The organism is Streptomyces sp. NPDC017246 (genome assembly GCF_044331325.1).
Taxonomy (GTDB): Bacteria; Actinomycetota; Actinomycetes; order Streptomycetales; family Streptomycetaceae; genus Streptomyces.
Genome location: NZ_JBIRMW010000001.1, coordinates 399,400 through 423,494 on the forward strand (window position 1 = coordinate 399,400; position 24,095 = coordinate 423,494).

General features: G+C 70.1%; 20 protein-coding genes and 2 tRNA genes. 9 read left to right on the forward strand and 13 right to left on the reverse strand.

What is annotated here, in order from left to right:
* Positions 1 to 1,503: a glutamate ligase domain-containing protein gene (locus tag ACH4MY_RS01865; RefSeq protein WP_397996090.1), complete on the reverse strand. Its 1,503-nt coding sequence runs from the start codon at positions 1,501 to 1,503 to the stop codon at positions 1 to 3.
* Between the two features lie 112 nt (positions 1,504 to 1,615).
* On the opposite strand from ACH4MY_RS01865, the gene ACH4MY_RS01870 reads away from it, so the two are divergent.
* A complete protein-coding gene (locus ACH4MY_RS01870; protein ID WP_397996092.1) occupies positions 1,616 to 2,635 on the forward strand; it encodes a rod shape-determining protein in 1,020 nt (339 codons plus the stop codon).
* Between the two features lie 105 nt (positions 2,636 to 2,740).
* On the opposite strand, the gene ACH4MY_RS01875 is transcribed toward ACH4MY_RS01870, so the two are convergent.
* Both ACH4MY_RS01875 and ACH4MY_RS01880 read right to left on the reverse strand, forming a co-directional pair.
* Positions 2,741 to 3,892 (reverse strand): sensor histidine kinase, encoded by a 1,152-nt coding sequence (locus ACH4MY_RS01875; protein ID WP_397996095.1) that lies wholly within the window; start codon positions 3,890 to 3,892, stop codon positions 2,741 to 2,743.
* 136 nt (positions 3,893 to 4,028) lie between these two features.
* Positions 4,029 to 6,656 carry a valine--tRNA ligase gene (locus tag ACH4MY_RS01880; protein ID WP_397996098.1) on the reverse strand — a complete coding sequence of 876 codons (2,628 nt, stop codon included), beginning with the start codon at positions 6,654 to 6,656 and terminating at the stop codon, positions 4,029 to 4,031.
* A gap of 138 nt (positions 6,657 to 6,794) precedes the next feature.
* On the opposite strand from ACH4MY_RS01880, the gene ACH4MY_RS01885 reads away from it, so the two are divergent.
* Positions 6,795 to 7,769 (forward strand): hypothetical protein, encoded by a 975-nt coding sequence (locus tag ACH4MY_RS01885; RefSeq protein WP_397996101.1) that lies wholly within the window; start codon positions 6,795 to 6,797, stop codon positions 7,767 to 7,769.
* Positions 7,770 to 7,868: 99 nt separating this feature from the next.
* Here the strand turns inward: ACH4MY_RS01885 and clpX are convergent, their stop codons facing one another.
* The 5 genes from clpX to ACH4MY_RS01910 all read right to left on the reverse strand — a co-directional run bounded on the left by clpX (position 7,869) and on the right by ACH4MY_RS01910 (position 12,534).
* A complete protein-coding gene (gene clpX, locus ACH4MY_RS01890; protein WP_397996104.1) occupies positions 7,869 to 9,152 on the reverse strand; it encodes an ATP-dependent Clp protease ATP-binding subunit ClpX in 1,284 nt (427 codons plus the stop codon).
* A gap of 168 nt (positions 9,153 to 9,320) precedes the next feature.
* Entirely contained in the window at positions 9,321 to 9,983 is a 663-nt protein-coding gene (locus ACH4MY_RS01895) for an ATP-dependent Clp protease proteolytic subunit (protein WP_397996107.1), read from the reverse strand.
* Positions 9,984 to 10,042: 59 nt separating this feature from the next.
* Positions 10,043 to 10,660, reverse strand: coding sequence for an ATP-dependent Clp protease proteolytic subunit (locus ACH4MY_RS01900; RefSeq protein WP_383786439.1), 618 nt, complete (start codon positions 10,658 to 10,660; stop codon positions 10,043 to 10,045).
* Positions 10,661 to 10,900: 240 nt separating this feature from the next.
* Positions 10,901 to 12,286 (reverse strand): trigger factor, encoded by a 1,386-nt coding sequence (tig, locus tag ACH4MY_RS01905; RefSeq protein ID WP_397996111.1) that lies wholly within the window; start codon positions 12,284 to 12,286, stop codon positions 10,901 to 10,903.
* A gap of 171 nt (positions 12,287 to 12,457) precedes the next feature.
* Positions 12,458 to 12,534 (reverse strand) — tRNA-Pro (locus ACH4MY_RS01910).
* A 132-nt stretch (positions 12,535 to 12,666) separates the two neighbouring features.
* Here ACH4MY_RS01910 and ACH4MY_RS01915 point away from each other — a divergent pair.
* Positions 12,667 to 12,740, forward strand: a tRNA-Gly gene (locus ACH4MY_RS01915).
* A 159-nt stretch (positions 12,741 to 12,899) separates the two neighbouring features.
* Positions 12,900 to 13,523, forward strand: coding sequence for an amphi-Trp domain-containing protein (locus ACH4MY_RS01920; protein WP_397996113.1), 624 nt, complete (start codon positions 12,900 to 12,902; stop codon positions 13,521 to 13,523).
* Positions 13,524 to 13,557: 34 nt separating this feature from the next.
* Here ACH4MY_RS01920 and ACH4MY_RS01925 read toward each other — a convergent pair whose 3' ends face one another.
* Both ACH4MY_RS01925 and ACH4MY_RS01930 read right to left on the reverse strand, forming a co-directional pair.
* On the reverse strand, positions 13,558 to 13,752 hold the full coding sequence (locus tag ACH4MY_RS01925) for a hypothetical protein (protein WP_266891893.1): 195 nt from the start codon (positions 13,750 to 13,752) through the stop codon (positions 13,558 to 13,560).
* Between the two features lie 171 nt (positions 13,753 to 13,923).
* On the reverse strand, positions 13,924 to 15,069 hold the full coding sequence (locus tag ACH4MY_RS01930) for a PP2C family protein-serine/threonine phosphatase (protein WP_397996117.1): 1,146 nt from the start codon (positions 15,067 to 15,069) through the stop codon (positions 13,924 to 13,926).
* Between the two features lie 106 nt (positions 15,070 to 15,175).
* On the opposite strand from ACH4MY_RS01930, the gene ACH4MY_RS01935 reads away from it, so the two are divergent.
* On the forward strand, positions 15,176 to 16,405 hold the full coding sequence (locus ACH4MY_RS01935; protein WP_397996120.1) for a GNAT family N-acetyltransferase: 1,230 nt from the start codon (positions 15,176 to 15,178) through the stop codon (positions 16,403 to 16,405).
* On the opposite strand, the gene ACH4MY_RS01940 is transcribed toward ACH4MY_RS01935, so the two are convergent.
* Both ACH4MY_RS01940 and ACH4MY_RS01945 read right to left on the reverse strand, forming a co-directional pair.
* A complete protein-coding gene (locus ACH4MY_RS01940; RefSeq protein ID WP_397996123.1) occupies positions 16,402 to 17,211 on the reverse strand; it encodes an Fpg/Nei family DNA glycosylase in 810 nt (269 codons plus the stop codon). The two genes, ACH4MY_RS01935 and ACH4MY_RS01940, sit on opposite strands and share 4 nt — an antisense overlap.
* Complete coding sequence (locus tag ACH4MY_RS01945; protein WP_397996126.1) at positions 17,211 to 17,705, reverse strand: ribose-5-phosphate isomerase; 495 nt, start codon at positions 17,703 to 17,705, stop codon at positions 17,211 to 17,213. Before ACH4MY_RS01945 ends, ACH4MY_RS01940 begins: the two co-directional genes overlap by 1 nt.
* Before the next feature lie 196 nt (positions 17,706 to 17,901).
* Here ACH4MY_RS01945 and ACH4MY_RS01950 point away from each other — a divergent pair, with 196 nt between their 5' ends.
* Positions 17,902 to 19,350: an amino acid permease gene (locus ACH4MY_RS01950; RefSeq protein ID WP_397996128.1), complete on the forward strand. Its 1,449-nt coding sequence runs from the start codon at positions 17,902 to 17,904 to the stop codon at positions 19,348 to 19,350.
* Between the two features lie 83 nt (positions 19,351 to 19,433).
* Here the strand turns inward: ACH4MY_RS01950 and ACH4MY_RS01955 are convergent, their stop codons facing one another.
* The gene (locus ACH4MY_RS01955) at positions 19,434 to 20,027 is read right to left on the reverse strand and encodes a biotin transporter BioY (protein ID WP_397996131.1); all 594 of its coding nucleotides are present in this window, start codon (positions 20,025 to 20,027) and stop codon (positions 19,434 to 19,436) included.
* A 254-nt stretch (positions 20,028 to 20,281) separates the two neighbouring features.
* Here ACH4MY_RS01955 and ACH4MY_RS01960 point away from each other — a divergent pair, with 254 nt between their 5' ends.
* From ACH4MY_RS01960 to ACH4MY_RS01970, 3 genes are all read left to right on the forward strand, one after another.
* Complete coding sequence (locus ACH4MY_RS01960; RefSeq protein WP_397996134.1) at positions 20,282 to 21,655, forward strand: amino acid permease; 1,374 nt, start codon at positions 20,282 to 20,284, stop codon at positions 21,653 to 21,655.
* A gap of 117 nt (positions 21,656 to 21,772) precedes the next feature.
* Positions 21,773 to 23,191: an amino acid permease gene (locus ACH4MY_RS01965; protein WP_397996136.1), complete on the forward strand. Its 1,419-nt coding sequence runs from the start codon at positions 21,773 to 21,775 to the stop codon at positions 23,189 to 23,191.
* Between the two features lie 203 nt (positions 23,192 to 23,394).
* Positions 23,395 to 24,039: a superoxide dismutase gene (locus tag ACH4MY_RS01970; protein WP_397996138.1), complete on the forward strand. Its 645-nt coding sequence runs from the start codon at positions 23,395 to 23,397 to the stop codon at positions 24,037 to 24,039.
* Positions 24,040 to 24,095: the final 56 nt, after the last annotated feature.

The window sequence follows — 24,095 nt, forward strand, 5'->3', positions numbered from 1 at the left end:
TCAGCCCCTTCGCAGCAGCAGCCGGGCATCGCCGACCGTGAAGATCGAACCGGTCACCAGGACACCCGCGCCGCCGTACTCGGCCTCTTCCTCCGCGAGGGTGATGGCCGCCTCGATGGCGTCGGGCAGCCGCGGCTCGACGACGACCCGGTCCTCGCCGAAGACCTCGACCGCGACCGCGGCGAGCGCGTCCACGTCGGTGGCACGGGGGTTGGAGTTCGCCGTCACCACGACCTCCGCGAAGATCGGCTCGAAGGCCTCCAGGAGCCCCTTGGCATCCTTGTCGCCGCTCGTGGAGACGACGCCGACGAGCCGGGAGAAGCCGAAGGCCTCGCTGACGCCCTCCGCCGTCGCCCGCGCGCCGTGCGGATTGTGCGCGGCGTCCAGGATCACCGTCGGGGACGAGCGGACGATCTCCAGACGGCCGGGCGAGGCCACCCGGGCGAAGGCCTGCCGGACCGTGTCGATGTCCAGGGTCCGGGCGTGCTCCGCGCCGATCCCGAAGAAGGCCTCGACCGCCGCGAGCGCCACCGCGGCGTTGTGCGCCTGGTAGGGGCCGTGCAGCGGCAGGAAGATGTTGTCGTACTCGCCGCCCAGGCCGCGCAGGGTGAGGAGCTGGCCGCCGACCGCGACCTCGCGGGAGACGATCCCGAACTCCATGCCCTCGCGGGCGACGGTGGCGTCCGCCCCGACGGCCTTCTTCAGCAGGACCTGCGCCGCGTCCACCGGCTGCTGGGCCAGGATCACGGTCGCGCCCTGCTTGATGATCCCGGACTTCTCGCCGGCGATCTCGGCGGTCGTGCCGCCGAGCCGGTCGGTGTGGTCCAGGTCGATCGGGGTGACGACGGCGACGGAGGCGTCGATGACGTTCGTCGCGTCCCAGGTGCCACCCATGCCGACCTCGACGACGGCCACGTCGACCGGGGCGTCGGCGAAGGCCGCGTACGCCATTCCGGTGAGGACCTCGAAGAAGGAGAGCCGGTACTCCTCGCGCGCGTCGACCAGCTCCACGTACGGCTTGACGTCCTGGTACGTCTCGATGAACCGCTCGGCGGAGATCGGGGCGCCGTCCAGGCTGATCCGCTCGGTGATGGACTGCACGTGCGGCGAGGTGTACCGCCCGGTGCGCAGTTCGAAGGCGCCGAGCAGGGCCTCGACCATCCGGGCCGTCGACGTCTTGCCGTTGGTGCCGGTGATGTGGATCGAGGGGTACGCGCGCTGCGGCTCGCCGAGGACGTCCATCAGGGCCGCGATCCGGGTGACCGAGGGCTCCAGCTTGGTCTCGCCCCAGCGGGTGGACAGCTCGGTCTCGACCTCGCGGAGCGCCTTGTCCAGCTCCGGGTCCTCCGGGCGGCCGGGGACGGGGTCGCCCTGGGGCGCGCCGCCCTGCGTGCGCAGGGTGCGGCTGCCGGCCTCGATCACCGCCAGGTCGGGGTCGCGCTGGGTCTCGGTGTCGACGATGTCGTCGAACTGGTCGTCGCTCTGGTCGCTCGGCTCACTCACGGGCCCAGTCTACGGACGGGTTCCGACACCACGACCGACAGGACCATGGACCCGGCCCTTTCGGGACTTTCGGTCCACCGTCCACCGTACCGGCCGGGCAAACTTGGCGATCATGGACATAGGGATCGACCTCGGCACGGCCAACACACTCCTCTACGCGCGCGGGCAGGGCATCGTGCTCAACGAGCCGTCCGTGGTGGCGGTGCGGGAGGGCTCGCGGCACGCGCTCGCGGTCGGTACGGAGGCGAAGGAGACCATCGGGCGCACACCGGGCTCGATCACCGCGATCCGTCCCCTGCGGGACGGTGTGATCAGCGACTACGAGGCGGCCGAGGAGATGATCCGGCACTTCGTGCGCAAGGCCGTGCCGGGCCGCCGGCCCCGCACCCGGATGGTGGTCTGTGTGCCGAGCGGGGTGACCCAGGTCGAACGGCGGGCGATCGTGCACGCCTCCCTGTCGGCGGGCGCGCGGGCGGTCCATCTGATCGAGGAGCCGATGGCGGCGGCGATCGGCGCCGGGCTCCCGGTCTCCGACCCGCGCGGCTCGATGGTCGTCGACATCGGCGGCGGTACGACCGAGGTGGCCGTCATCTCGCTCGGGGGGATCGTCACGGCCCGGTCGCTGCGGGTGGGCGGCGACCGCCTCGACGCGGCCGTCACCGACTACGTCCGCAAGGAGCACTCGCTGCTCATCGGCGAACGGACCGCCGAGGACGTCAAGGTGGCCATCGGCACGGCCTGGCCGGTGCCGGGCGAGGAGGAGCGGGAGGGGCGGACCTTCACCGTGCGGGGCCGGCAGCGGGTCGGCGGGCTGCCCCGGACGGTGGAACTGACGGTGCCGGAGATCCGGACGGCCCTCGACGAGCCGGTGGAGGCGATCATCTCGGCGGTACGGGTGACGCTGGAGGAGTGTCCGCCGGAACTCTCCGGCGACGTCATGGAGCACGGCATCGTGCTGACCGGCGGCGGCGCGCTGCTGCCGGGCCTCGACCTGCGGATGGCCTCGGCGACGGGCATCCCGGTCTTCGTCGCGGACCGGCCGCTGGACTGCGTGGTGCTGGGGTCGGGGCGGTGCGTGGAGGACTTCGACGGGCTGCAGCGGGTGTTGGGGAAGGCGGAGACGGTGCGCTGAGCGATCACCGGGGCGGGGGTCGACGGCGCCGGCGCGGGGTCGACGGCGTCGGCGCGGCGGGCTCCGGCGCGGTCCGACAGGGTCCGGCGGTGGGCTCCGGTCGCGTCAGCGCGCCAGGCCGGCCGGGAGGAGTGCCGTCACCGCGTAGCAGCCGTCCTCCCGGCGGGCCTTCAGCGTGCCGCCCATGCTGGTGACCCGTTCCTCCATGGAGAACAGGCCGGTGCCGGTCGAGACGGGGGCCGGGTCCGGCGGGGTCTTCGGCAGCGGGTTGCGCACCTCGATCCGCAGATCGGGGCCCTCCACCGTGATCACCACCGTCGCCGGCAGCCCGGGCGCGTGCTTGGCGGCGTTGGTCAGGCACTCCCGGACGACCCGGTGGACGGCCGCCTGCCGCAGCGGCGAGAGCGCCTTGGCCTCCTCGGCGACCGACAGCTCCACGGGGCTGCCCATCCGCTCGCTCTCCGACGCGAGCGCGGCGAGGCCTTCCAGGCCGGGGGTGGCCGCGTCCCGGTCGGCGCGGCGCACGATCGTCTCGTTGAGCATGAGGTGGGCGCGCCGGGCGGTGTCCGCGAGCTCCTCGAAGTCCTTCCGGTGGGACTCCCCCCTGGCCCGTACGGCGAGGACCTCGGCCCGTACCGCGAGGACGGTGAGCTCTCGGCCGACCAGGTCGTGAACGTCCCGGCCGACGGAGATCCGCTCCTCCTGGACGGCCTCCCGGGCGACGGCCTCGCGCCGCTGGACCTCCAGGGCGCGGACGAGGTCCTGCCGGTAGGCGGCGATGCCGACGCCCGCGGCGAGGACTCCGATCGGGACGACCAGGCTCAGGAAGTCGCTCAGGGTGTCGCCGTGCCGGGCGGGCCAGCCGGGTGTCTGGAAGAGGGCGTAGGCGACTCCGACGTACAGCAGGGTCGCGGCGATGGCGGCCCGCCGTCCCCGGTACCGGCCGATCGAGTACAGCGCGAACTGGATCATGGTCAGTTCGTGCAGCCAGCCCATCAGGCCGAGCGCCACCAGGTACGGCACCCAGGGCAGCCGGCGCCGGAGCACCAGGGTGGCGGCCCCGCCCGCGAGGACCAGGGTCGCGGTGACTCCGGTCAGGGAGTTGTCGGCGCGGGCGAGCCCCGGTACGTCCAGGCACATGAGGCCGAAGGCGAAGAGCGCGGCGACGACGTCGAGGGCGCGGGGCGAGACCGCCCACCGGTCCACGCGACGGCGCAGCGCGGGGACGGTGGGGAGGCGGAGCATGCCTTCCATCATCCAAGGTCCTTCGTCCCGACGCCGAGGACCTGAAGTCCCGTCTGATGTGAGATCGGGCACTTCGTCCGTATTCCTCGGGGCATGACGAAGGGGCCCGGAACCGTGTCGCGGTTCGGGGCCCCTTCGTCGTGTCGTACTAGGCCTGCGGCAGGTTCGCCAGCTGGGCCTCGATGCGGGCGATGTCCTCGTCCGCCTTGGCGAGGCGGGTACGGATCTTGTCGACCACGTTGTCCGGAGCCTTGGCCAGGAACGCCTCGTTGCCGAGCTTCCCGTTCGCCTGGGCCTTCTCCTTCTCGGCGGCCGCGAGGTCCTTCGCGAGGCGCTTGCGCTCCGCGGCCACGTCGATCGTGCCCGACAGGTCGAGCGCGACCGTGGCGCCCGCGACCGGCAGGGTGGCGGTGGCGGCGAAGCCCTCGCCCTCCGGCTGGAGGCGCAGGATCTGGCGGATGGCGGCCTCGTGCGCGACGAGCGGGGTGCCCTCGACGGTGAGACGGGCCGGGACCTTCTGGGCGTCCTGGAGGCCCTGCTCCTTGCGGAAGCGGCGGACCTCGGTGACGACCCGCTGGACGAGCTCGATCTCCTGCTCCGCGGCCTTGTCGCGGAAGCCGGAGTCCTTCGGCCAGTCGGCGATCACCAGGGACTCGCCGCCGGTGAGGGTGGTCCACAGGGTGTCCGTGACGAACGGGACGATCGGGTGGAGCAACCGCAGCATGACGTCCAGGACCTCGCCGAGGACCCGGCCGGAGACCTTGGCGCCCTCGCCGCCCGCGAAGAACGTGGTCTTCGACAGCTCGACGTACCAGGCGAAGACCTCGTCCCACGCGAAGTGGTAGAGCGACTCGCTGAGCTTGGCGAACTGGAAGTCCTCGTAGTACGCGTCGACCTGGGCGACCGTCTCGTTGAGGCGGGACAGGATCCAGCGGTCCGTGGCGGACATCTCGGAGGCGTCCGGCAGCGGGCCCTCGATCGTGGCGCCGTTCATCATCGCGAAGCGTGTCGCGTTCCAGATCTTGTTGGCGAAGTTCCGGGAGGCCTGGACCCAGTCCTCGCCGATCGGCACGTCGGCGCCCGGGTTGGCGCCCTTGGCCAGGGTGAAGCGGACGGCGTCGGAGCCGTACGCGTCCATCCAGTCCAGCGGGTCGACCGCGTTCGGGTTGGACTTCGACATCTTCTTGCCGAACTCGTCGCGGACGAGACCGGTCAGGGCGACGGTCTTGAACGGGGCCTCGCCGTCCATCGCGTACAGACCGAACATCATCATCCGGGCGACCCAGAAGAAGATGATGTCGTGGCCGGTGAGCAGGACGTCGGTCGAGTAGAACTTCGCCAGGTCCGGGGTCTTCTCCGGCCAGCCGAGCGTGGAGAACGGCCACAGGCCGGAGGAGAACCAGGTGTCCAGGACGTCGGGGTCCTGGGTCCAGCCCTCGGCCTCGGTGCCGGGCGCCTCCTGGTCGGGTCCGACGCAGACGACCTGGCCCTCGGGGCCGTACCAGATCGGGATGCGGTGGCCCCACCACAGCTGGCGCGAGATGCACCAGTCGTGCATGTTGTCGACCCAGTCGAAGTAGCGCCGGGAGAGCTCCTTCGGGTGGATCTCGACGGAGCCGTCGCGGACGGCGTCACCGGCGGCCTGCGCCAGCGGGCCGACCTTGACCCACCACTGCATCGACAGACGCGGCTCGACGGTGGTCTTGCAGCGCGAGCAGTGTCCGACGGAGTGCATGTACGGGCGCTTCTCGGCGACGATCCGGCCCTGCTCCTTGAGCGCGCCGACGATCGTCGAGCGGGCCTCGAAGCGGTCCAGGCCGAGGAAGGGACCGTGGACGGTGATGACGCCGTGCTCGTCCATGACGGTGAGGGACGGCAGGTCGTGACGACGGCCGATCTCGAAGTCGTTCGGGTCGTGCGCCGGGGTCACCTTGACGGCGCCGGTGCCGAACTCCGGGTCGACGTGCTCGTCGGCGACGACCGGGATCGTACGGTCGGTCAGCGGCAGCTTGATCTGCTTGCCGACCAGGTGCTTGTACCGCTCGTCCTCGGGGTGGACGGCGACGGCGGTGTCACCGAGCATCGTCTCGGCGCGGGTCGTGGCGACGACCAGCGAGTCCTCGCCCTCGCCGTACCGGATGGAGACCAGCTCGCCGGCGTCGTCCTGGTACTCGACCTCGATGTCGGAGATGGCGGTCAGACAGCGCGGGCACCAGTTGATGATGCGCTCGGCGCGGTAGATCAGATCGTCCTCGTAGAGGTCCTTGAAGATCTTCTGGACGGCCTTGGAGAGACCCTCGTCCATGGTGAAGCGCTCGCGCGACCAGTCGAGACCGGCGCCGAGACGGCGCAGCTGGCCGAGGATCCGGCCGCCGTACTCGTCCTTCCACTGCCAGACGCGGTCGACGAACTCGTCACGGCCCAGGTCGTGGCGGGACTTGCCCTCCTCGGCGAGCTGCTGCTCGACCTTGTTCTGGGTCGCGATGCCGGCGTGGTCCATGCCCGGCAGCCAGAGCGTCTCGAAGCCCTGCATGCGCTTGCGGCGGGTCAGCGCGTCCATGAGCGTCACCTGGAAGGCGTGGCCCAGGTGGAGCGCACCGGTGACGTTCGGCGGCGGGATGACGATGGTGTACGGCGGCTTGTCGCTCGTCGCGTCGGCGGTGAAGTACCCCCGGTCCACCCAGCGCTGGTACAGCTCCCCCTCTACCTCGGCCGGCGCGTACTGGGTCGGCAGTTCGGTGGTGGGCGCTGTCTGCTGCTGAGTGTTCTCGGTCACGGGGCCAGTTTAGGGGTGTCACGGCGTGGTCCTGAAACGCGATTGTTCGGTAACGGTGTGGCCCCCGCCGCATGGGCGGGGCCGTGGTTCCGCCAGGATGTTCGGTAGGCATAAACATCCTGTGAGGGGAACCTGTCGATGAGCTACAACCAGCCGGGCCCGTACGGCGGCCAGCCGCCCCAGCAGCCCGGCCCCTACGGCCAGCCGGGCCCGTACGGCCAGCAGCCGCAGCAGCCGGGCCCGTACGGCCAGCCGCAGGCCCCCCAGCCTGGTTACGGGTACCCCCAGCAGGCCCCGCAGGGCGTCCCGCCGCAGCAGCCTCCCTACGGCTACCCCCAGCCCCAGCAGCCCGGCCCGTACGGCCAGCAGCCGCAGTACGGCGCCCCCCAGGGCCCCGGCGGCTACGTCCCGCACCCGCCGGCCCCGAAGAAGTCCAACGCGGGCTGGATCATCGGCGCGGTCGCGGTGGTCGCGGCCCTCGGTGTGGGCGCGTACTTCGTCCTGGGCGGGAGCGGCGGCAACGGTGCCGTGGCCGACGACACCAAGGGCTACAAGATCACCCCGGCTGCCGCCGTCGGCGACTTCAAGAAGGAAGGCGCCGACAAGAAGGGCGCCATGTCCTCGGAGCAGAAGGCCAACGCCGCCGCCATGGGGATCGAGAACCCCCAGATGGTCGCCGCCTCCTACAAGTCCGGCGACGCCAGTGATCCCCTCAAGGGCAAGTCCATGAGCCTGAACGGCATGTGGGGCGCGATCGCCGACCCGGAGAAGGCGGTCGACACCGCGTTCGCGAACTACGAGAAGGACCAGGCCGCCACGATGAAGGACGTCAAGATGACGCCCATCGGCAGCCCCGAGTCCAAGACGCCGGCCGGCTTCGAGGGCGCGCTGATGAAGTGCCAGAGCATCAGGTTCGAGAGCACCGGTGCGACGACGGCCCCCGGCCCGAAGTCCTTCGAGGTGCCCACCTGCATCTGGGCGGACTACAGCACGCTGGGCGTCGTGAACGCCCTCGACATGTCGACGATGGTGACCGGCGGGACCGGTTTCACTCTGGACCAGGTCGCGGAACTGGCAGGCCAGCACTACAAGGCCTCGCGCAGCAAGGCGTGACGGACGGAATGGGGGGCGGGCCGACGGCCCGCCCCCCATTCGTCGTTCGTCCGGCCCGACGGGAACATCGGGCGTGAGCGTCTCGTCCCGCGCGGACGACTACGCGGTCTTCTCGTGCCTGCCGTCGTTCTTCACGATGCGCGGGACCAGCGTCGGGTTGACGTTGTTGCGGACGACGTCCGCGGTGATGACGACCCGGGCCACGTCCTTGCGGGACGGGACCTCGTACATCACCGACTGGAGGACCTCCTCCATGATGGCCCGCAGGCCACGCGCGCCGGTGCCGCGCAGGATCGCCTGGTCGGCGATGGCCTCCAGGGCCGGGCGGTCGAAGTCCAGCTCCACACCGTCGAGTTCGAAGAGGCGCTGGTACTGCTTCACCAGTGCGTTCCGCGGCTCGACCAGGATCTGGAGGAGCGCCTCGCGGTCCAGGTTGTGCACGGAGGTGAGGACGGGGAGACGGCCGATGAACTCGGGGATCATCCCGAACTTCACCAGGTCCTCCGGCATGACCTCCTGGAACTGGTCGCTCGCCTCGATCTCGCGCTTGGAGCGAATCGTGGCCCCGAAGCCGATGCCCTTGGCGCCCGCCCGCGACTCGATGATCTTCTCCAGGCCGGCGAAGGCGCCGCCCACGATGAAGAGCACGTTCGTCGTGTCGATCTGGATGAACTCCTGGTGCGGGTGCTTCCGTCCGCCCTGCGGCGGTACGGAGGCCGTGGTGCCCTCCAGGATCTTCAGCAGGGCCTGCTGCACGCCCTCGCCGGAGACATCGCGCGTGATCGACGGGTTTTCGCTCTTACGGGCGACCTTGTCGATCTCGTCGATGTAGATGATCCCGGTCTCGGCCTTCTTGACGTCGTAGTCGGCCGCCTGGATCAGCTTGAGCAGGATGTTCTCGACGTCCTCGCCGACATAGCCGGCCTCCGTCAGCGCCGTCGCGTCGGCGATGGCGAACGGGACGTTGAGCATCCGGGCCAGGGTCTGCGCGAGCAGCGTCTTCCCGGAGCCCGTGGGGCCGAGCAGCAGAATGTTGGACTTCGCCAGCTCGATGGCGTCGTCCCGGCCCTGCGCGCCGCCGTTCTCGCCGGCCTGAACGCGCTTGTAGTGGTTGTACACCGCGACCGAGAGGGCCTTCTTCGCGGGCTCCTGCCCGACGACGTAACCCTCGAGGAACTCGTAGATCTCGCGGGGCTTCGGGAGTTCCTCCCAGCGCACCTCGCTCGTCTCCGCGAGTTCCTCTTCGATGATCTCGTTGCAGAGGTCGATGCACTCGTCGCAGATGTACACACCGGGTCCCGCGATGAGCTTCTTCACCTGCTTCTGGCTCTTTCCGCAGAACGAGCACTTGAGCAGGTCGCCGCCATCACCGATGCGTGCCACGAGGTGCTTCCCCTTCGCCTGGGAGCGCCTGGTTCAGCGACTCCTGGTGCCTCATATTCGACGGTACCTTGCCGGGCCCCCCGTTCGGGCCCCCCTTGGCACGGTTCACATGGACGGGAATGCGCCATGATCCCCGGAATGCTCACCGTGCCACGAGAAGGTCGGACGTCAGCGCTCCGAGGAGGCCGTGGACTTACGGGTCGAGACGATCTGGTCGACGAGCCCGTACGCCAGGGCGTCCTCGGCCGTCAGGATCTTGTCGCGCTCGATGTCGTCGCGGATCTTCTCGATCGGCGTCGAGGAGTGCTTGGCCAGCATCTCCTCGAGCTGGCTGCGCATGCGCAGGATCTCGCGGGCGGCGATCTCCAGGTCGGAGAGCTGCTCACGGCCGGTGCCGCCGGACGGCTGGTGGATCAGCACGCGGGCGTTCGGCAGGGCCATCCGCTTGCCGGGGGTGCCGGCGGCGAGCAGCACGGCCGCGGCGGAGGCCGCCTGGCCCATGCAGACCGTCTGGATGTCCGGCTTCACGAACTGCATCGTGTCGTAGATCGCCGTCAGCGCGGTGAAGGAGCCACCGGGGCTGTTGATGTAGATCGAGATGTCGCGGTCCGGGTCCATCGACTCCAGGCACAGCAGCTGCGCCATGACGTCGTTGGCGGAGGCGTCGTCGATCTGCACGCCGAGGAAGATCACGCGCTCCTCGAAGAGCTTCGCGTACGGGTCGTACTCGCGCACGCCCTGCGAGGTGCGCTCCACGAAGCGCGGCACGACGTAGCGGTTGTCCATCGGCGCGCCGGTGTAGAGGCCGCTCGCGGAGAGGTTGTTCTGCATCTGGGTGTTCACCGTCCTGGTGGCGTTCGGTGGGCTGGGGCGCTGGGCGGGCAGTGGGCTCAGGCGCCCGTGCCGCCGCCGCCCGGAACGCCCGCGGCATGCGTGATGATGTCGTCGATGAGGCCGTAGCTCTTGGCCTCGTCCGCGGTGAACCAGCGGTCGCGGTCGCCGTCGCGGATGATCGCCTCGACGGTCTGGCCGGAGTGCTGCGCGGTGATCTCGGCCATGCGCTTCTTCGTACGAAGGAGGTACTCGGCCTGGATCTTGATGTCGGAGGCGGTGCCACCGATACCGGCGGAGCCCTGGTGCATCAGGATGTCGGTGTTCGGCAGCGCGAAGCGCTTGCCGGGGGCACCGGCGGTGAGCAGGAACTGGCCCATGGAGGCCGCCATGCCCATACCGATGGTGACGACGTCGTTCGGGATGAACTGCATGGTGTCGTAGACCGCCATGCCGGCCGTCACCGAGCCGCCGGGGCTGTTGATGTACAGGAAGATGTCCTTCTCCGGCTCGGCGGCCAGGAGGAGCATCTGAGCGGTGATCTTGTTGGCGATCTCGTCGTCGACCTGCTGGCCGAGGAAGATGATGCGCTCGCCGAGCAGCCGGTTGTAGACATGGTCGCCGAGGCCGCCACCGATGGACGGCTCACCCGCGGCGTAAGGCTTCAGATTCGTCACGTATCCACCTGCTCGTCTCCGACGGCCAGGGCCGTCTCAGCGTCTCGTTCGGAGGGCACTGCCCTCGTATTCATGGACCCTAACGCGCAGGTAGGACAACGCCATCCCGGTTCCCGAACTGTTCGCTGGGAGCGCAAGGTAGTTGGGGGCGCGTAAGGGGGTCCTCGTACGTCCACGGGCCCGTACGCACAGGAGTGCGTACGGGCCCGTGGAACAGGGTCCGCGCGGGGCGGGGGCCCCTTACTTGTCCTCGGAGACCTCGGCCTCGCCGGTGACGGCCTCGACGGCCTCGGCGGCGGCCTCGACCTCGTCCTCGTCGTCCGAGAGGTCGACGACCTCGCCGTTGGTGTCGACGACCTTGGCGGCCTCGACGACGACCGCGAGGGCCTTGCCGCGGGCGACCTCGCCGACGAGCATCGGCACCTGGCCACCCTCGGCCACGGCCTGGGCGAACTGGTCCGGGCTCATGCCGGAGGAGGCGGCACGGCGGAACAGGTGCTCGGTGAGCTCCTCGCGGGAGACCTCGAGCTTCTCCTTGTTGACGAGCTCATCGAGGATGAACTGCGTCTTGATGCCCTTCTCGGCCTGCTCCTTGGTCTCGGCCAGGAACTCTTCCTCGGTCTTGCCCTGGATCTCCAGGTACTTCGCGAGGTCGAGGCCCATCTGGCCGAGCTGGTGGTGCTCCAGGTTGTGCTTGCGGGTGTTGATCTCGTCCTCGAGAAGCTTCTCGGGCATCGGGACCTCGACCAGCTTGAGGAGCTCGTCGAGGACGCGCTCCTGGGCCTGGGTGGCCTGGTCGAACTGCTTCATGTTCTCGAGGCGCTTGAGGCTGTCGGCCTTGAGCTCGTCGAGGGTGTCGAACTCCGACGCCATCTGCGCGAACTCGTCGTTCAGCTCGGGAAGCTCACGGGCGGCGACGGTGGTGACCTTGACGGTGACCTCCGCGTCCTTGCCCTCGGCGGAGCCGCCCTTCAGCTGCGAGGTGAAGGTGGCCTCGCCACCGGCCTCCAGGCCCTTGACGGCCTCGTCGATGCCGTCGAGCAGCTCGCCGGAACCGATGGTGTACGAGACACCGTCGGCGACACCGTCGGGGAGGATCTCGCCGTCGACCTTGGCCTCGAGGTCGATCGTGACGACGTCGCCGTCCTGGGCGGCACGCTCGACCGTGGAGGTCGAGGCGAAGCGCTCACGGAGCTGCTCCACGGACTTCTCGACGTCCTCGTCGGTGACCTCGACCGCGTCGACGGTGACCTCGATGCCGGAGTAGTCCGGGATCTCGAGCGCCGGGCGGATGTCGACCTCGGCGGTGAAGGCCAGCAGCTCGCCGTCCTTCAGCTCGGTGATGTCGACCTCGGGCTGGCCGAGCGGGTTGACCTCGGCCTCGTTCACGGCCTCGGTGTAGAACTTCGGGAGCGCGTCGTTGACGGCCTCTTCCAGCACGGCGCCGCGGCCGAACCGCTGGTCGATCACGCGAGCAGGGATCTTGCCCTTACGGAAGCCCTTGACCGTGACCTGCTGGTTGATCTTCTTGTACGCCGCGTCGAGGCTGTCCTTGAGCTCCTCGAAGGGCACCTCGACAGTGAGCCGAACCCGAGTCGGGTTCAGGGTCTCCACGGCGCTCTTCACGGTTCGGTCTCCTTGTGGCTGATTCCTGGAATCCACCGGTACCGCTTGGAGCGGTTCCGGCGGGTCGGCCCGGTCAGAAAGACACACGGGCACGCAGCTTGCATAGTAACCGCAAGCGGGATGACGCCCACAACGTGATCAAGAGCGCGCAAGGTGGGCACGTGATCGTCATGGTCGGGGTGGCGGGATTTGAACCCACGGCCTTCCGCTCCCAAAGCGGACGCGCTACCAAGCTGCGCCACACCCCGTCGGTGCGACACGTAGGGTACATGGACGGGGACTGTGCGGCGCCCTTTGTTTTCGGGGTGTGCACGAACGGCCCGGGAACCGCTACCATGCTCTTCGTGCCGCGGTCCTCGTGACCTGCGGCGCGATGCTGTGCGGGTGTAGCTCAATGGTAGAGCACTAGTCTTCCAAACTAGCTACGCGGGTTCGATTCCCGTCACCCGCTCCACACCCTCGGGGCCGGTCCGGAGAAGTCTTCTCCAGGACCGGCCCCGAGGCGTTTCCGGGCCCGAGATGCCGGGTCGGGCGGGCGCACGCAGACTGGGCTGAGATCAGTCCCCTCTCGCTGCCGCCCCTCCCCGCCGCAGCGTCGCATCGGAGGCAGTTCATGAAGGACCTGAAGTTCGAGCAGGAGCGTTCACTGTCCCGCGTCGAGGCGGCCGAGCAGCTCATGGTGCTCGCCAACGCCCTGCGGAAGGGTGGAGAGGCCGATCTGAAGCTGGGGGCGGGGACGCTGAGCCTGCGGATCCCCGACGAGCTCCGCTGCGAGGTGGAGCTGGAGGTCGAGGACGGGGAGATCGAGCTGGAGATCGAGCTCACCTGGTCGACGGGCCGGCCCAAGAAGGGTGCGGCCGCCGAGCGGGTCGCCGCGAAGTCGGCGAAGCCTTCGAAGTCGGCGAAGCCGGCGAAGCCTGCGGCGGCCAGGACCGCGAAGTCGGCGAAGTCGGCGGCCGGGAAGGCGGTCAAGCCCAAGGCGGCGAAGCCCGCGAAGTCGTCGGCGGCCAAGCCGGCGGCCGCCAAGTCGGCCAAGCCCGAGGCCGCCAAGCCGTCCAAGCCGTCCAAGCCCACCAAGACCGCGAAGCCGGCGACGGCCAAGCCGGCCAAGTCCAAGGTGACCGGTTCCGCCGAGACCGGGCCCGCCAAGGGGACGGCGAAGTCGTCGGCGGCCGAGCCCGCGACGGCGCCCGGTGGCGGCGACGGGACGAAGCAGGCGGCCTCGAAGGCCTCCTGAGGCCCTCCCCGCGCCCGACCGGGAGACGGTCGGCTCAGAACTTGATCGAGGCGACCGTCTGCGTTATCGAGTCGAGGAAGCGCTGGATGTCGTCGGCCATGCCGGTGGAGGCGAGGAAGAAGCCGAAGAGCACGGCGACGACGGCCGGGCCGCCCTTGAGGCTCCCCCCGCGGATCAGCACCACCAGGATGATTGCCAACAGCAACACCACAGACAGTGAAATGGCCACAACTGATCACACCCTTGGTCGGTCCGCCTTGCCCACCAGGGAGCCCGTGTCCACCCCCCGCTGTCTCCATCGTGCCACCAACCCCCCTGCCCCCGCTGCCTGGTGACGAATCGTCGTGGAGAAGATCACGTCGCGGGGGCGTCACGGCGGGGCTCGGGGCCCGTGGGGAGGTCAGACCGGGCGGGAGAGCAGGAGCAGGGCGCGGTCGTCGTTGACGTCCTTGGCGACGGCCTCGATCAGGTGCCAGGCGACGCCCTCGAAGCCCTCGGCCACGCAGCGGTCGGCCTCGCCGGTGAGGCGGTCGATGCCCTCGGCGATGTCCCGGTCGGCGGCCTCGACCAGGCCGTCGGTGAAGAGCATGAGGACGTCGCCGGGGCGCAGCGAGCCCTTCACCGGGTGGAACTCGGCGCCGTCGTAGACGCCGAGCAGGGGGCCGTCGGCGGCCTTCTCCTCCCAGCGGCCGCTGCCCGCGTGGAGCTGGAGGGCGGGGAGGTGGCCGGCGGAGAAGAGCTCGTAGTCCCCGGAGTCCAGGTCGAGGACGAGATGGATGGAGGTGGCGAAGCCCTCGTCCCAGTTCTGGCGCAGCAGATAGCCGTTGGCCGCGGGGAGGAAGCCGTCGGGCGGGAGTGAGCCGAGGAGTCCGCCGAAGGCGCCGGAGAGCAGCAGGGAGCGGGAGGCCGCGTCCATGCCCTTGCCGGACACGTCGGTGAGGACGATCTCCAGGGTGCGGCCGCCGTGGGTGCGGGCGGCGACGACGAAGTCTCCCGAGAAGGACTGGCCGCCGGCCGGGCGCAGTGCCATCTCGCGGTGCCAGCCCTGGGGGAGCCGGGGCAGGGCGCTCTGGACGCGGATGCGTTCGCGCAGGTCGAAGAGCATGGTGCCGCCGCGCCGCCAGGGCACGCCGACCCGGGCCCGGAACTGGGCGATGAGGAGCCCGAAGAGACCGCAGGCGGCGACGACCAGGACGGTGCCGGGGGTGACCCGGGCGGGGCCCTGGGTGTACGGGCCGAGGACGACGGACTCGACGATGAGGGCGCCCGCGGCGGCCGCGTACAGACCGAGGAGGCTGGCGGGGCGCAGCAGCAGACCGCCGGCCACGATGGGCAGGACCAGGGCGGCGGGTGCGCACCAGACCGGGTCGAGGAGGGTGCCGCAGGCGATGGCCGGAATCATCAGGAGGAGTCCGGCGAAGGCGAGCCAGTCGGAGCCGTCCCCGCGGAAGTAGTCGACGCCGGACTTGCGCAGGGCGATGCGGGCCCGGCGGGCGCGTCGGCGCATGCGGGCCGCGTACGTGTTCACTCCGGCGCGGTGTCCCATTGGCCTGGACCCTATCCATCCCGTCCGACATCGCGCAGGGGTACCCCGGTGACAATGTGCGTGAAATCGGGTCGCCCCGGGCGGGCGCCGCTGATATCGATGGCATATGACTACTGAACTGCGGGTTCTCGACCCGACCGAGTGGGACCGCTGGTACGAGGTCCTGGAGCTGGCGTTCGGGGGTGTGGCGGAGGCCCCGGAGGAACGGACCCTGTGGCGCGATCTGACCGAATTCGACCGCTTCATGGGCGCGTGGGACGGCGATCTGTGTGTGGGGACGGCGGGCGCGTTCTCGTTCCGGCTCACGGTGCCGGGCGGGGCGTCGGTGCCGGCGGGCGGGGTGACGATGGTGAGCGTGGCGGGGACGCACCGCCGGCGCGGGATCCTGACCTCGATGATGCGGCGCCAGCTTGACGATCTGCGGGCCGCGGGCGAGTCACTCGCGGTGCTGACGGCCTCGGAGCCGGAGATCTACGGGCGGTTCGGCTACGGCGTCGCCACGTTCGCGGCGCGGGCGACGATCGACACGACCCGGGTGCGGCTCTCGGTGCCGGAGGGCACGGACGGGGTGACCCTGCGGCTGGCGGATCCGACGGAGTCGTCCGCCGTGTGCGAGGCGGTGTACGCGAAGCTGGTGCCCGGCCGGCCGGGGATGATCGCCCGGCTGCCCCAGTGGGAGCGGCTGGCGCTGATCGACCCGCCGGCGCAGCGGGAGGGTTCCTCGCCGCGGCTGTGCGTGCTCGCCGAACGGGCCGGGGAGGTCGTGGGGTTCGCGCAGTACGCGATCAAGCCGGAGTGGTCGACCACGGGTGCCGACGGGTCGGTCGCGGTGCATCAGCTGATGGGGCGCGACGCGGTGGCGGAGGCTGCGCTGTGGCGCTTCCTCTGTTCGGTGGACCTGACCAGGGAGGTACGGATCCACAGCCGTCCGGTGGACGACGCCTGGCAGCACCTGGTGAGCGATGTGCGGCGCTGCGCCCCGACGCTGCGGGACGTGCTGCATGTGCGTCTGGTGGAGGTGGGCGCGGCCCTGGAGGCGCGGGCGTACCAGGCGCCGGTGGACGTGGTGTTCGAGGTCGAGGACGCCTTCTGTCCCTGGAACGAGGGGCGTTGGCGGCTGACGGGTGACGCCAAGGGCGCGACCTGTGTCCGGACCTCGGATCCGGCGGACCTCGCGCTGTCCGTACGGGAGCTGGGCGCGGCGTACCTGGGCGGAGTCCCGCTGATGTCGCTGGCGTCGGCCGGGCGGGTGCGGGAGCTGCGGGAGGGCGCGCTGGTCGAGGCGTCGGTCGCCTTCGGGTCCCCGGTGGCCCCGTGGCTGCCGCACGGGTTCTAGCGGGTCTGGCAGCCGGGGCACCAGAAGAGGTTGCGGGCGGCGAGGTCGGCGGTGCGGATCTCGTCGCCGCAGACCAGGCAGGGCTGGTGGGTCCTGCGGTAGACGTACACCTCGCCGCCGTGGTCGTCGACGCGCGGCGGGCGGCCCATCGCCTCCGGCGTGTGCTCGGGGCGGACGGTGTCGATGCGGTTGAGGCGGACGCCCTCGCGCATCAGCGCGGCGAGGTCCGACCAGATCGCGTCCCATTCCCGGCGCGTCAGGTCCCGGCCGGCGCGGTAGGGGTCGATGCCGTGCCGGAAGAGGACCTCGGCGCGGTAGACGTTGCCGACGCCGGCGATGACCTTCTGGTCCATGAGCAGGGCGGCGATCGTGGTGCGGGACTTGGAGATCCGGCGCCAGGCCTTGTCGGGGTCGTCGGCCGCGCGGAGCGGGTCCGGGCCCAGCCGGTCGTGTATCGCCCGCTTCTCGGCGTCCGTGATCAGGGTGCACGTGGTGGGGCCGCGCAGGTCGACGTACGACTCCGGGTTCGCGAGGCGCAGCCGGACCGTGTCCGTGGGCGGCGGGGCGGGGGCGTCGCCGAAGTTCACCTTGCCGAAGAGGCCGAGGTGGATGTGGACCCAGCCCGTGCCGGCGAAGCCGAGGAAGAGGTGCTTGCCGTGGGCCTCGGTGGTGTCGAGCACCGTGCCGTCGAGGAGCGCCGCCGAGTCGGTGAACTTGCCCTGCGGGCTGGAGACACGTGCGGACCGGCCGCCGAACCGTTCCCGGTGGTCGGCGGCCAGTCGGTGGATCGTGTGCCCTTCGGGCATCAGGCGGTCGGCTCCTGCGGGTGGTGGGCCGGGATCGGGGGGAGCTCGCCGGTGTTCTCGTACGCGGTGAGCATGTCGATCCGGCGGGTGTGACGCTCGTCACCGGAGTACGGGGTCGCGAGGAAGATCTCGACGAACTTGGTCGCCTCTTCCCGCGTGTGCATCCGGCCGCCGACGGAGATCACGTTGGCGTTGTTGTGCTCGCGGCCGAGGGCGGCGGTCTGCTCGCTCCAGGCGAGGGCGGCGCGCACCCCCTTCACCTTGTTCGCGGCGATCTGCTCGCCGTTGCCCGAACCGCCGATGACGATGCCCAGGCCGTCCGGGTCCGCGGCCGTCTTCTCGGCGGCACGCAGGCAGAACGGCGGGTAGTCGTCCAGGGCGTCGTAGATGTGGGGACCGCAGTCGACGGGCTCGTGGCCGTGTGCCGTGAGCCACTCGACGAGGTGGTTCTTGAGTTCAAAGCCGGCGTGGTCGGAACCGATGTAGACGCGCATGAAGCCGAGTGTGGCATGTCGGGGACCGGGTAGCAGGCATCGGGGTCGGGACCTTCGCCCGGCCTGGTACGGACCTTCGACTCTCGCGCCGTGGCCCGCACAACAATCCGGAATGAGGCCTTCCGATCATCCCCGTTCACAGGGTTCAATGCTCGGGCTCGCGACCCGAGCGCCCCCCACACGCAAGGAAGCGTTCATGAACACGCAACCGACCCTGACGAAGGACGGCGAGGAGACCGGTACCCCCGGGGCACCGCACTCCTCCGACGGCCTCAAGGCCGGTCTCAAGAACCGTCACCTCTCGATGATCGCCATCGGCGGCGTCATCGGTGCCGGCCTCTTCGTCGGCTCCGGCTCCGGCATCGCCGCCGCCGGTCCCGCGATCCTGCTGTCCTACGCGCTCGTCGGCGCCATGGTCGTCTTCGTCATGCGGATGCTCGGCGAGATGGCCGCCGCCCGGCCGTCCTCCGGCTCCTTCTCCGCCTACGCCGACCGGGCCCTCGGCCGCTGGGCCGGCTTCAGCATCGGCTGGCTCTACTGGTTCTTCTGGGTCGTCGTCCTCGCCGTCGAGGCGACCGCGGGCGCCAAGATCCTGGAGAGCTGGATCCCGGCCGTCCCGCAGTGGGGCTGGGCGCTCATCGTGATGGTGGTGCTCACCGCCACCAACCTCGGCTCGGTCGCCTCCTACGGCGAGTTCGAGTTCTGGTTCGCCGGCATCAAGGTCGTCGCCATCGGCGCCTTCGTCGTCATCGGCATGCTCGCCGTCTTCGGCGTGCTGCCCGGCTCGGACAACCCGGGCGCCGGATTCGCGCATCTCACCGACAGCGGGGGCTTCTTCCCGATGGGCGCGGGAGCGATCCTCACCGGTGTGCTGATGGTCGTCTTCTCCTTCATGGGCAGTGAGATCGTCACCCTGGCCGCCGGCGAGTCCGAGAACCCGCAGAAGGCGGTCACCAAGGCCACCAACAGCGTGATCTGGCGGATCGGCGTCTTCTACCTGGGCTCGATCTTCATCGTCCTGACCCTGCTGCCGTGGAACGACAAGTCGATCGTCGAGAAGGGCTCGTACGTCGCCGCCCTCGACTCCATCGGCATCGCGCACGCCGGTCAGATCATGAACGTGATCGTCCTGACGGCCGTGCTCTCCTGCCTGAACTCGGGTCTCTACACGGCCTCCCGCATGGCCTTCTCGCTCGGCCGGCGCGGCGACGCGCCCAAGGCCTTCGCCAAGGTCAACAAGCGGGGCGTGCCCACGGCGGCGATCCTCGGCTCGGTCGTCTTCGGCTTCGTCGCGGTCTTCTTCAACTACAAGTGGCCGGACACCGTCTTCGCCTTCCTGCTCAACTCCTCCGGCGCGGTGGCGCTCTTCGTCTGGCTGGTCATCTGTGTGACCCAGCTGCGGATGCGCGGCATCATCCTGCGCGAGACGCCGGAGAAGCTGGTCGTGAAGATGTGGCTCTTCCCGTACCTGACCTGGGCGACGATCGCCATGATCGTCTTCGTCCTCGGCTACATGATCTACGACGGCGGCAGCGCCCGTGAGCAGGTCGTGCTCTCGCTGCTGGTGGCCGCGCTGGTCATCGCGATCGCGCTGGTCAAGGACCGGTTCGTGAAGTCCCCGAAGCGGGACTCCGAGCTCGTCTAGCGCTCCGACGCCAGGGCGTCCCACGCGAGAGGGCCCGCCGTTCCTCGGGGAACGACGGGCCCTCTTCGTCTGCGCGGAAGGGCTCAGCCCTTGCGGCCGACCAGCTTCCAGGCGGTCGGCAGGGCGCCCATGGCGAGCGCCGCCTTGAGCGCGTCACCGATGAGGAACGGGGTGAGGCCGGCGGCGACGGCCTGGCCGAGGCTCATCCCGGTGGCGAGGGCCAGGTAGGGCACGCCGACCGCGTAGATGATCGCGGAGCCGAGGACCATCGCTCCGGCGGTGCGGAGCACTGAGCGGTCGGCGCCGCGGCGGGCGAGCGCGCCGACGACGGTCGAGGCGAGGAGCATGCCGAGGACGTAGCCGAAGGACGGCATCGCGTATCCCGAGGAGGCCTGCGCGAACCACGGCACGCCCGCCATGCCCGCCACCGCGTACAGGGCCAGGGCGAGGAAGCCGCGGCGGGCGCCGAGCGCGGTGCCGACGAGCAGCGCGGCGAAGGTCTGGCCGGAGACGGGGACCGGGGAGCCGGGGACCGGGACCGAGAGCTGCGCGGCGAGGCCGGTGAGGGCGGCGCCGCCGACGACCAGGGCGATGTCGCGGGTGCGGCTCGCCGGGAGCAGGTCGGCGAGGACGGTGCCCGCCCGGAGGGAACGGACGGGGGCGGCGGCGGTGCTCATCGGTACTCCGCGGGGGTGAGGGTGGGTGGGACAGGTTGACGGTATGCCAGGAGTGAACGCTCGATCACCGTCAGCCGCCGACAAAGCGACGGTCGAGTGCTTCGTGGAGACCGAACAAACCCCGCCGCTCACACATCTCGCCACGTGACGCTTGTCACTGGGAAGTCCTGCATGGAGGTCCCTTTTGCGCCGGAGGTCGTTCACTGGAGAGACTGTGGGGTCTCCATAAACCGTCAGAGAGCACGAGCCTCCACATGCACGACTCCCCCGCCTCCGAACCGGAGCCCCTCTCCCACGGCCTGAAGCAGCGTCATCTGACGATGCTCGGCCTGGGCGGCGTGATCGGCGCCGGGCTGTTCGTCGGCTCGGGGGCGGGCATCGCCGTCGCCGGACCCGGCATCGTGGTCTCGTATCTGATCGCCGGCGCGCTCGCGATGCTGGTGATGCGGATGCTGGGCGAGATGTCGGCGGCGATGCCCGCGTCCGGGGCCTTCTCCGTCCATGCCGAGCGGGCCCTCGGCCGGTGGGCCGGCTTCTCGGTGGGCTGGCTGTACTGGTTCCTGCTCGTCGTGGTCCTCGCGGTGGAGGCGACGGGTGCGGCGCGTATCGCGAACGGCTGGGTGCCGGGGGTCCCGCAGTGGGGCTGGGTGCTGATCTTCATGATCGTGTTCACCCTCGCCAACCTCGCGGCGGTGAAGAACTTCGGCGAGTTCGAGTTCTGGTTCGCGGCGCTCAAGGTCGGTGCGATCGTCCTCTTCCTGGTGCTCGGCGTGCTCGCGATCGTGGGCCTGCTGCCCGACACCGACCCGGTGGGGCTGACGAACCTGACCGGCCAGGGCGGCTTCCTGCCCAACGGCTGGTCGGGGGTGATCTCCGGGGTCCTCGCGGTGGTCTTCGCCTTCGGCGGCCTGGAGGTCGTCACGATCGCGGCGGCCGAGTCCGACGACCCGGCGCGGAACGTGGCGCGCGCGGTGCGCAGCGCGGTCTGGCGGATCCTCCTCTTCTATGTGGGCTCGATGCTGGTCATCGTGACGCTGCTGCCGTGGACCTCGATGAAGCCGGGCGAGTCGCCGTACGTGGCGGTCCTGGACTCGATCGGCGTGCCGGCGGCGGGCCAGATCATGAACGTGGTGGTGTTCGTGGCGCTGCTCTCGGCGCTCAACGCCAACCTGTACGGCTCCTCGCGGATGGTGTTCTCGCTCGCGGAGCGCGGGGAGGCCCCGAAGGGGCTGCTCCGGGTCTCCGGCGGAGGGGTGCCGCGCCGGGCGGTGCTCGCCTCGGTGGCCTTCGGGTTCGTCTCCGTGCTGCTCAATCTGAAGTGGCCGGACTCGGTCTTCCTCTACATGCTCAACGCCGTCGGCGCGGTGCTGCTCTTCGTCTGGGCGCTGATCGCGGTCTCGCAGCTGCGGCTGCGACGGCGGATCGAGCGGGAGGCGCCGGAGACGCTGACGCTGCGGATGTGGGGCTTCCCCTGGCTCACCTGGGTGGCGCTCGCCGCGATGGGCGCGGTGCTGGTCCTGATGCTGTCGGACCACGCTGCCCGGCCCCAGGTGCTGTGGTCGGGGGCGGCGACGGGGGCGGTGCTCCTGGTGGCCTGGCTGCGGGAGCCGCGTACGAATCGGAATTGATCCTTCACATTGTGTGAAGGTCGTGCCCGTATAGCGGACTCCGGTTCCCTGTGAGCGGTGTGCCCGCCCAGACTGTGGGCTCCCTCCCCCGTCTCAGCTAGTGAACAGGGTTCGCCCATGTCTCGGACCACCGCGCCCGCGCCGGCCGACCGCAAGGACGGCGCGACCGCATCCGCCGAGGGCCTCACCCACGGCCTCAAGCAGCGCCATCTCTCGATGATCGCCCTCGGTGGCGTCATCGGCGCCGGGCTCTTCGTCGGCTCCGGCGCCGGCATCGCCGCCGCCGGACCGTCCATCGTGATCGCCTATGCGATCTCCGGCATCCTCGTGATGCTGGTGATGCGCATGCTCGGCGAGATGTCCGCGGCGAACCCGGCCTCCGGCTCCTTCTCCGTGCACGCCGAGCGGGCCTTCGGCCCCTGGGCCGGCTTCACCGCCGGCTGGGCCTTCTGGTTCCTGCTCTGCGTCGCCGTCGGTCTCGAGGGCATCGGCGCCGCGAAGATCATGACCGGCTGGTTCCCCGGCAGCCCCGAGTGGGCCTGGGTCGCGCTCTTCATGCTGGTCTTCTGCGTCACCAACCTGGCGGCCGTGAAGAACTTCGGCGAGTTCGAGTTCTGGTTCGCCGCGCTCAAGGTCGGCGCGATCGTCCTCTTCCTCGGCATCGGCGTCCTCGCGATCGTCGGCGTCCTGCCGGGCGCGGACGCCCCCGGTTCCACGAACCTCACCGGCGACGGCGGCTTCTTCCCGCACGGTTCCGAGGGCCTGATCGTGGGTCTGCTCGCCTCGGTGTTCGCGTACGGCGGCCTGGAGACGGTCACCATCGCGGCGGCCGAGTCCGAGCACCCGGTGCAGGGCGTCGCCAAGGCCGTGCGGACGGCGATGTGGCGGATCGCGCTCTTCTACATCGGTTCGATGGCGGTCATCGTCACCCTGGTCCCGTGGGACGACAAGGCGGTCGTCGAGAAGGGTCCGTACGTCGCGACCCTCGACCACCTGGGCATCCCGGCGGCCGGCGAGATCATGAACGTGGTCGTGCTCGTCGCCCTGCTGTCGGCGATGAACGCCAACATCTACGGCGCCTCCCGGATGGCCGGTTCGCTCGTCTCGCGCGGTCAGGGCCCGAAGGCCCTCGGCCGCACCTTCGGCGGGGTCCCCCGTCCGGCGGTGCTCGTCTCCTCCGTCTTCGGCTTCGCCTGTGTGCTGCTGAGCTACTGGCGCCCGGACGACATCTTCGTCTGGCTGCTCAACACGATCGGCGCGATCATCCTGGTCGTCTGGTTCTTCATCGCCGCCTCCCAGCTGGTGCTGCGCCGCCGCACCGAGCGCGAGGCGCCCGAGAAGCTGGTCGTGAGGATGTGGGCCTTCCCGGTGCTGACCTGGGTGGCGCTCGCCGGCATGGCGACGATCTTCTTCCTGATGGCCCGCGAGGAGGGCACGCGGGTGCAGTTGTACTGGACGGGCGCCCTGACGCTGGTGCTCGCCGTGGTCGGCTTCGCCCGCCAGAAGCTGCGGGGCCGGGTGGCCGAGGAGGCCTGAGTCCCCCACCCACGCCGTCCCGGCGCCGCGCCCCGTCGAGCTCACGCTCGGCGGGGCGCGGCGCCGTTTCCGACGGCGGCGCCGTTTCCGACGGCGGACCCGGGACCGGCCCAGGACCGAGGTCTGATCAACTTCGGCCGCACCTACTGTTAGCCTGCACTTGCATATAGCTTGCAACAAGAGGTCAGGCGAAGGGCTCGGCAATGGCGATCTACACACTTCCGGAGCTGCCGTACGACTACGCGGCGCTGGATCCGGTGATCAATCCGCAGATCATCGAGCTGCACCACGACAAGCACCACGCCGCGTACGTCAAGGGAGCGAACGACACCCTGGAGCAGCTGGAGGAGGCGCGCGACAAGGACCAGTGGGGCGCGATCAACGGCCTGGAGAAGAACCTGGCCTTCCACCTCTCCGGCCACATCCTCCACTCCATCTACTGGAACAACATGGGCAGCCCGAAGGACGGGGGCGGCGGCGAGCCGCTGGCCGCCGACGGCGTCGGCGACCTCGCCGACGCGATCACCGAGTCCTTCGGCTCCTTCGCCAAGTTCAAGGCCCAGCTGACCAAGGCCTCCGCGACCACCCAGGGCTCCGGCTGGGGTGTCCTCGCGTACGAGCCGATCAGCGGCCGGCTCATCGTCGAGCAGGTCTACGACCACCAGGGCAACGTCGGCCAGGGCTCGGTCCCGGTCCTGGTCTTCGACGCCTGGGAGCACGCCTTCTACCTGCAGTACAAGAACCAGAAGGTGGACTTCATCGAGGCCATGTGGCAGGTCGTCAACTGGCAGGACGTGAGCAGGCGCTACGCCGACGCCAAGGGGCGTACCCCGCTCATCGGCTTCTGAGGAACGTCCTGCTCGTGATCGTCTTCTCAACCTTCACGGGGCAGGCGGAAAAGAGG

Excerpts from the sequence above, each read along its gene's own strand:
- ACH4MY_RS01870 (WP_397996092.1), top strand. The coding sequence starts at position 1,616 with ATGGACATAGGGATCGACCTCGGCACGGCCAACACACTCCTCTACGCG.
- ACH4MY_RS01875 (WP_397996095.1), bottom strand. The coding sequence starts at position 3,892 with ATGATGGAAGGCATGCTCCGCCTCCCCACCGTCCCCGCGCTGCGCCGT.
- ACH4MY_RS01885 (WP_397996101.1), top strand. The coding sequence starts at position 6,795 with ATGAGCTACAACCAGCCGGGCCCGTACGGCGGCCAGCCGCCCCAGCAG.
- ACH4MY_RS01895 (WP_397996107.1), bottom strand. The coding sequence starts at position 9,983 with ATGCAGAACAACCTCTCCGCGAGCGGCCTCTACACCGGCGCGCCGATG.
- ACH4MY_RS01920 (WP_397996113.1), top strand. The coding sequence starts at position 12,900 with ATGAAGGACCTGAAGTTCGAGCAGGAGCGTTCACTGTCCCGCGTCGAG.
- ACH4MY_RS01930 (WP_397996117.1), bottom strand. The coding sequence starts at position 15,069 with ATGGGACACCGCGCCGGAGTGAACACGTACGCGGCCCGCATGCGCCGA.
- ACH4MY_RS01935 (WP_397996120.1), top strand. The coding sequence starts at position 15,176 with ATGACTACTGAACTGCGGGTTCTCGACCCGACCGAGTGGGACCGCTGG.
- ACH4MY_RS01940 (WP_397996123.1), bottom strand. The coding sequence starts at position 17,211 with ATGCCCGAAGGGCACACGATCCACCGACTGGCCGCCGACCACCGGGAA.
- ACH4MY_RS01945 (WP_397996126.1), bottom strand. The coding sequence starts at position 17,705 with ATGCGCGTCTACATCGGTTCCGACCACGCCGGCTTTGAACTCAAGAAC.
- ACH4MY_RS01950 (WP_397996128.1), top strand. The coding sequence starts at position 17,902 with ATGAACACGCAACCGACCCTGACGAAGGACGGCGAGGAGACCGGTACC.
- ACH4MY_RS01955 (WP_397996131.1), bottom strand. The coding sequence starts at position 20,027 with ATGAGCACCGCCGCCGCCCCCGTCCGTTCCCTCCGGGCGGGCACCGTC.
- ACH4MY_RS01960 (WP_397996134.1), top strand. The coding sequence starts at position 20,282 with ATGCACGACTCCCCCGCCTCCGAACCGGAGCCCCTCTCCCACGGCCTG.
- ACH4MY_RS01965 (WP_397996136.1), top strand. The coding sequence starts at position 21,773 with ATGTCTCGGACCACCGCGCCCGCGCCGGCCGACCGCAAGGACGGCGCG.
- ACH4MY_RS01970 (WP_397996138.1), top strand. The coding sequence starts at position 23,395 with ATGGCGATCTACACACTTCCGGAGCTGCCGTACGACTACGCGGCGCTG.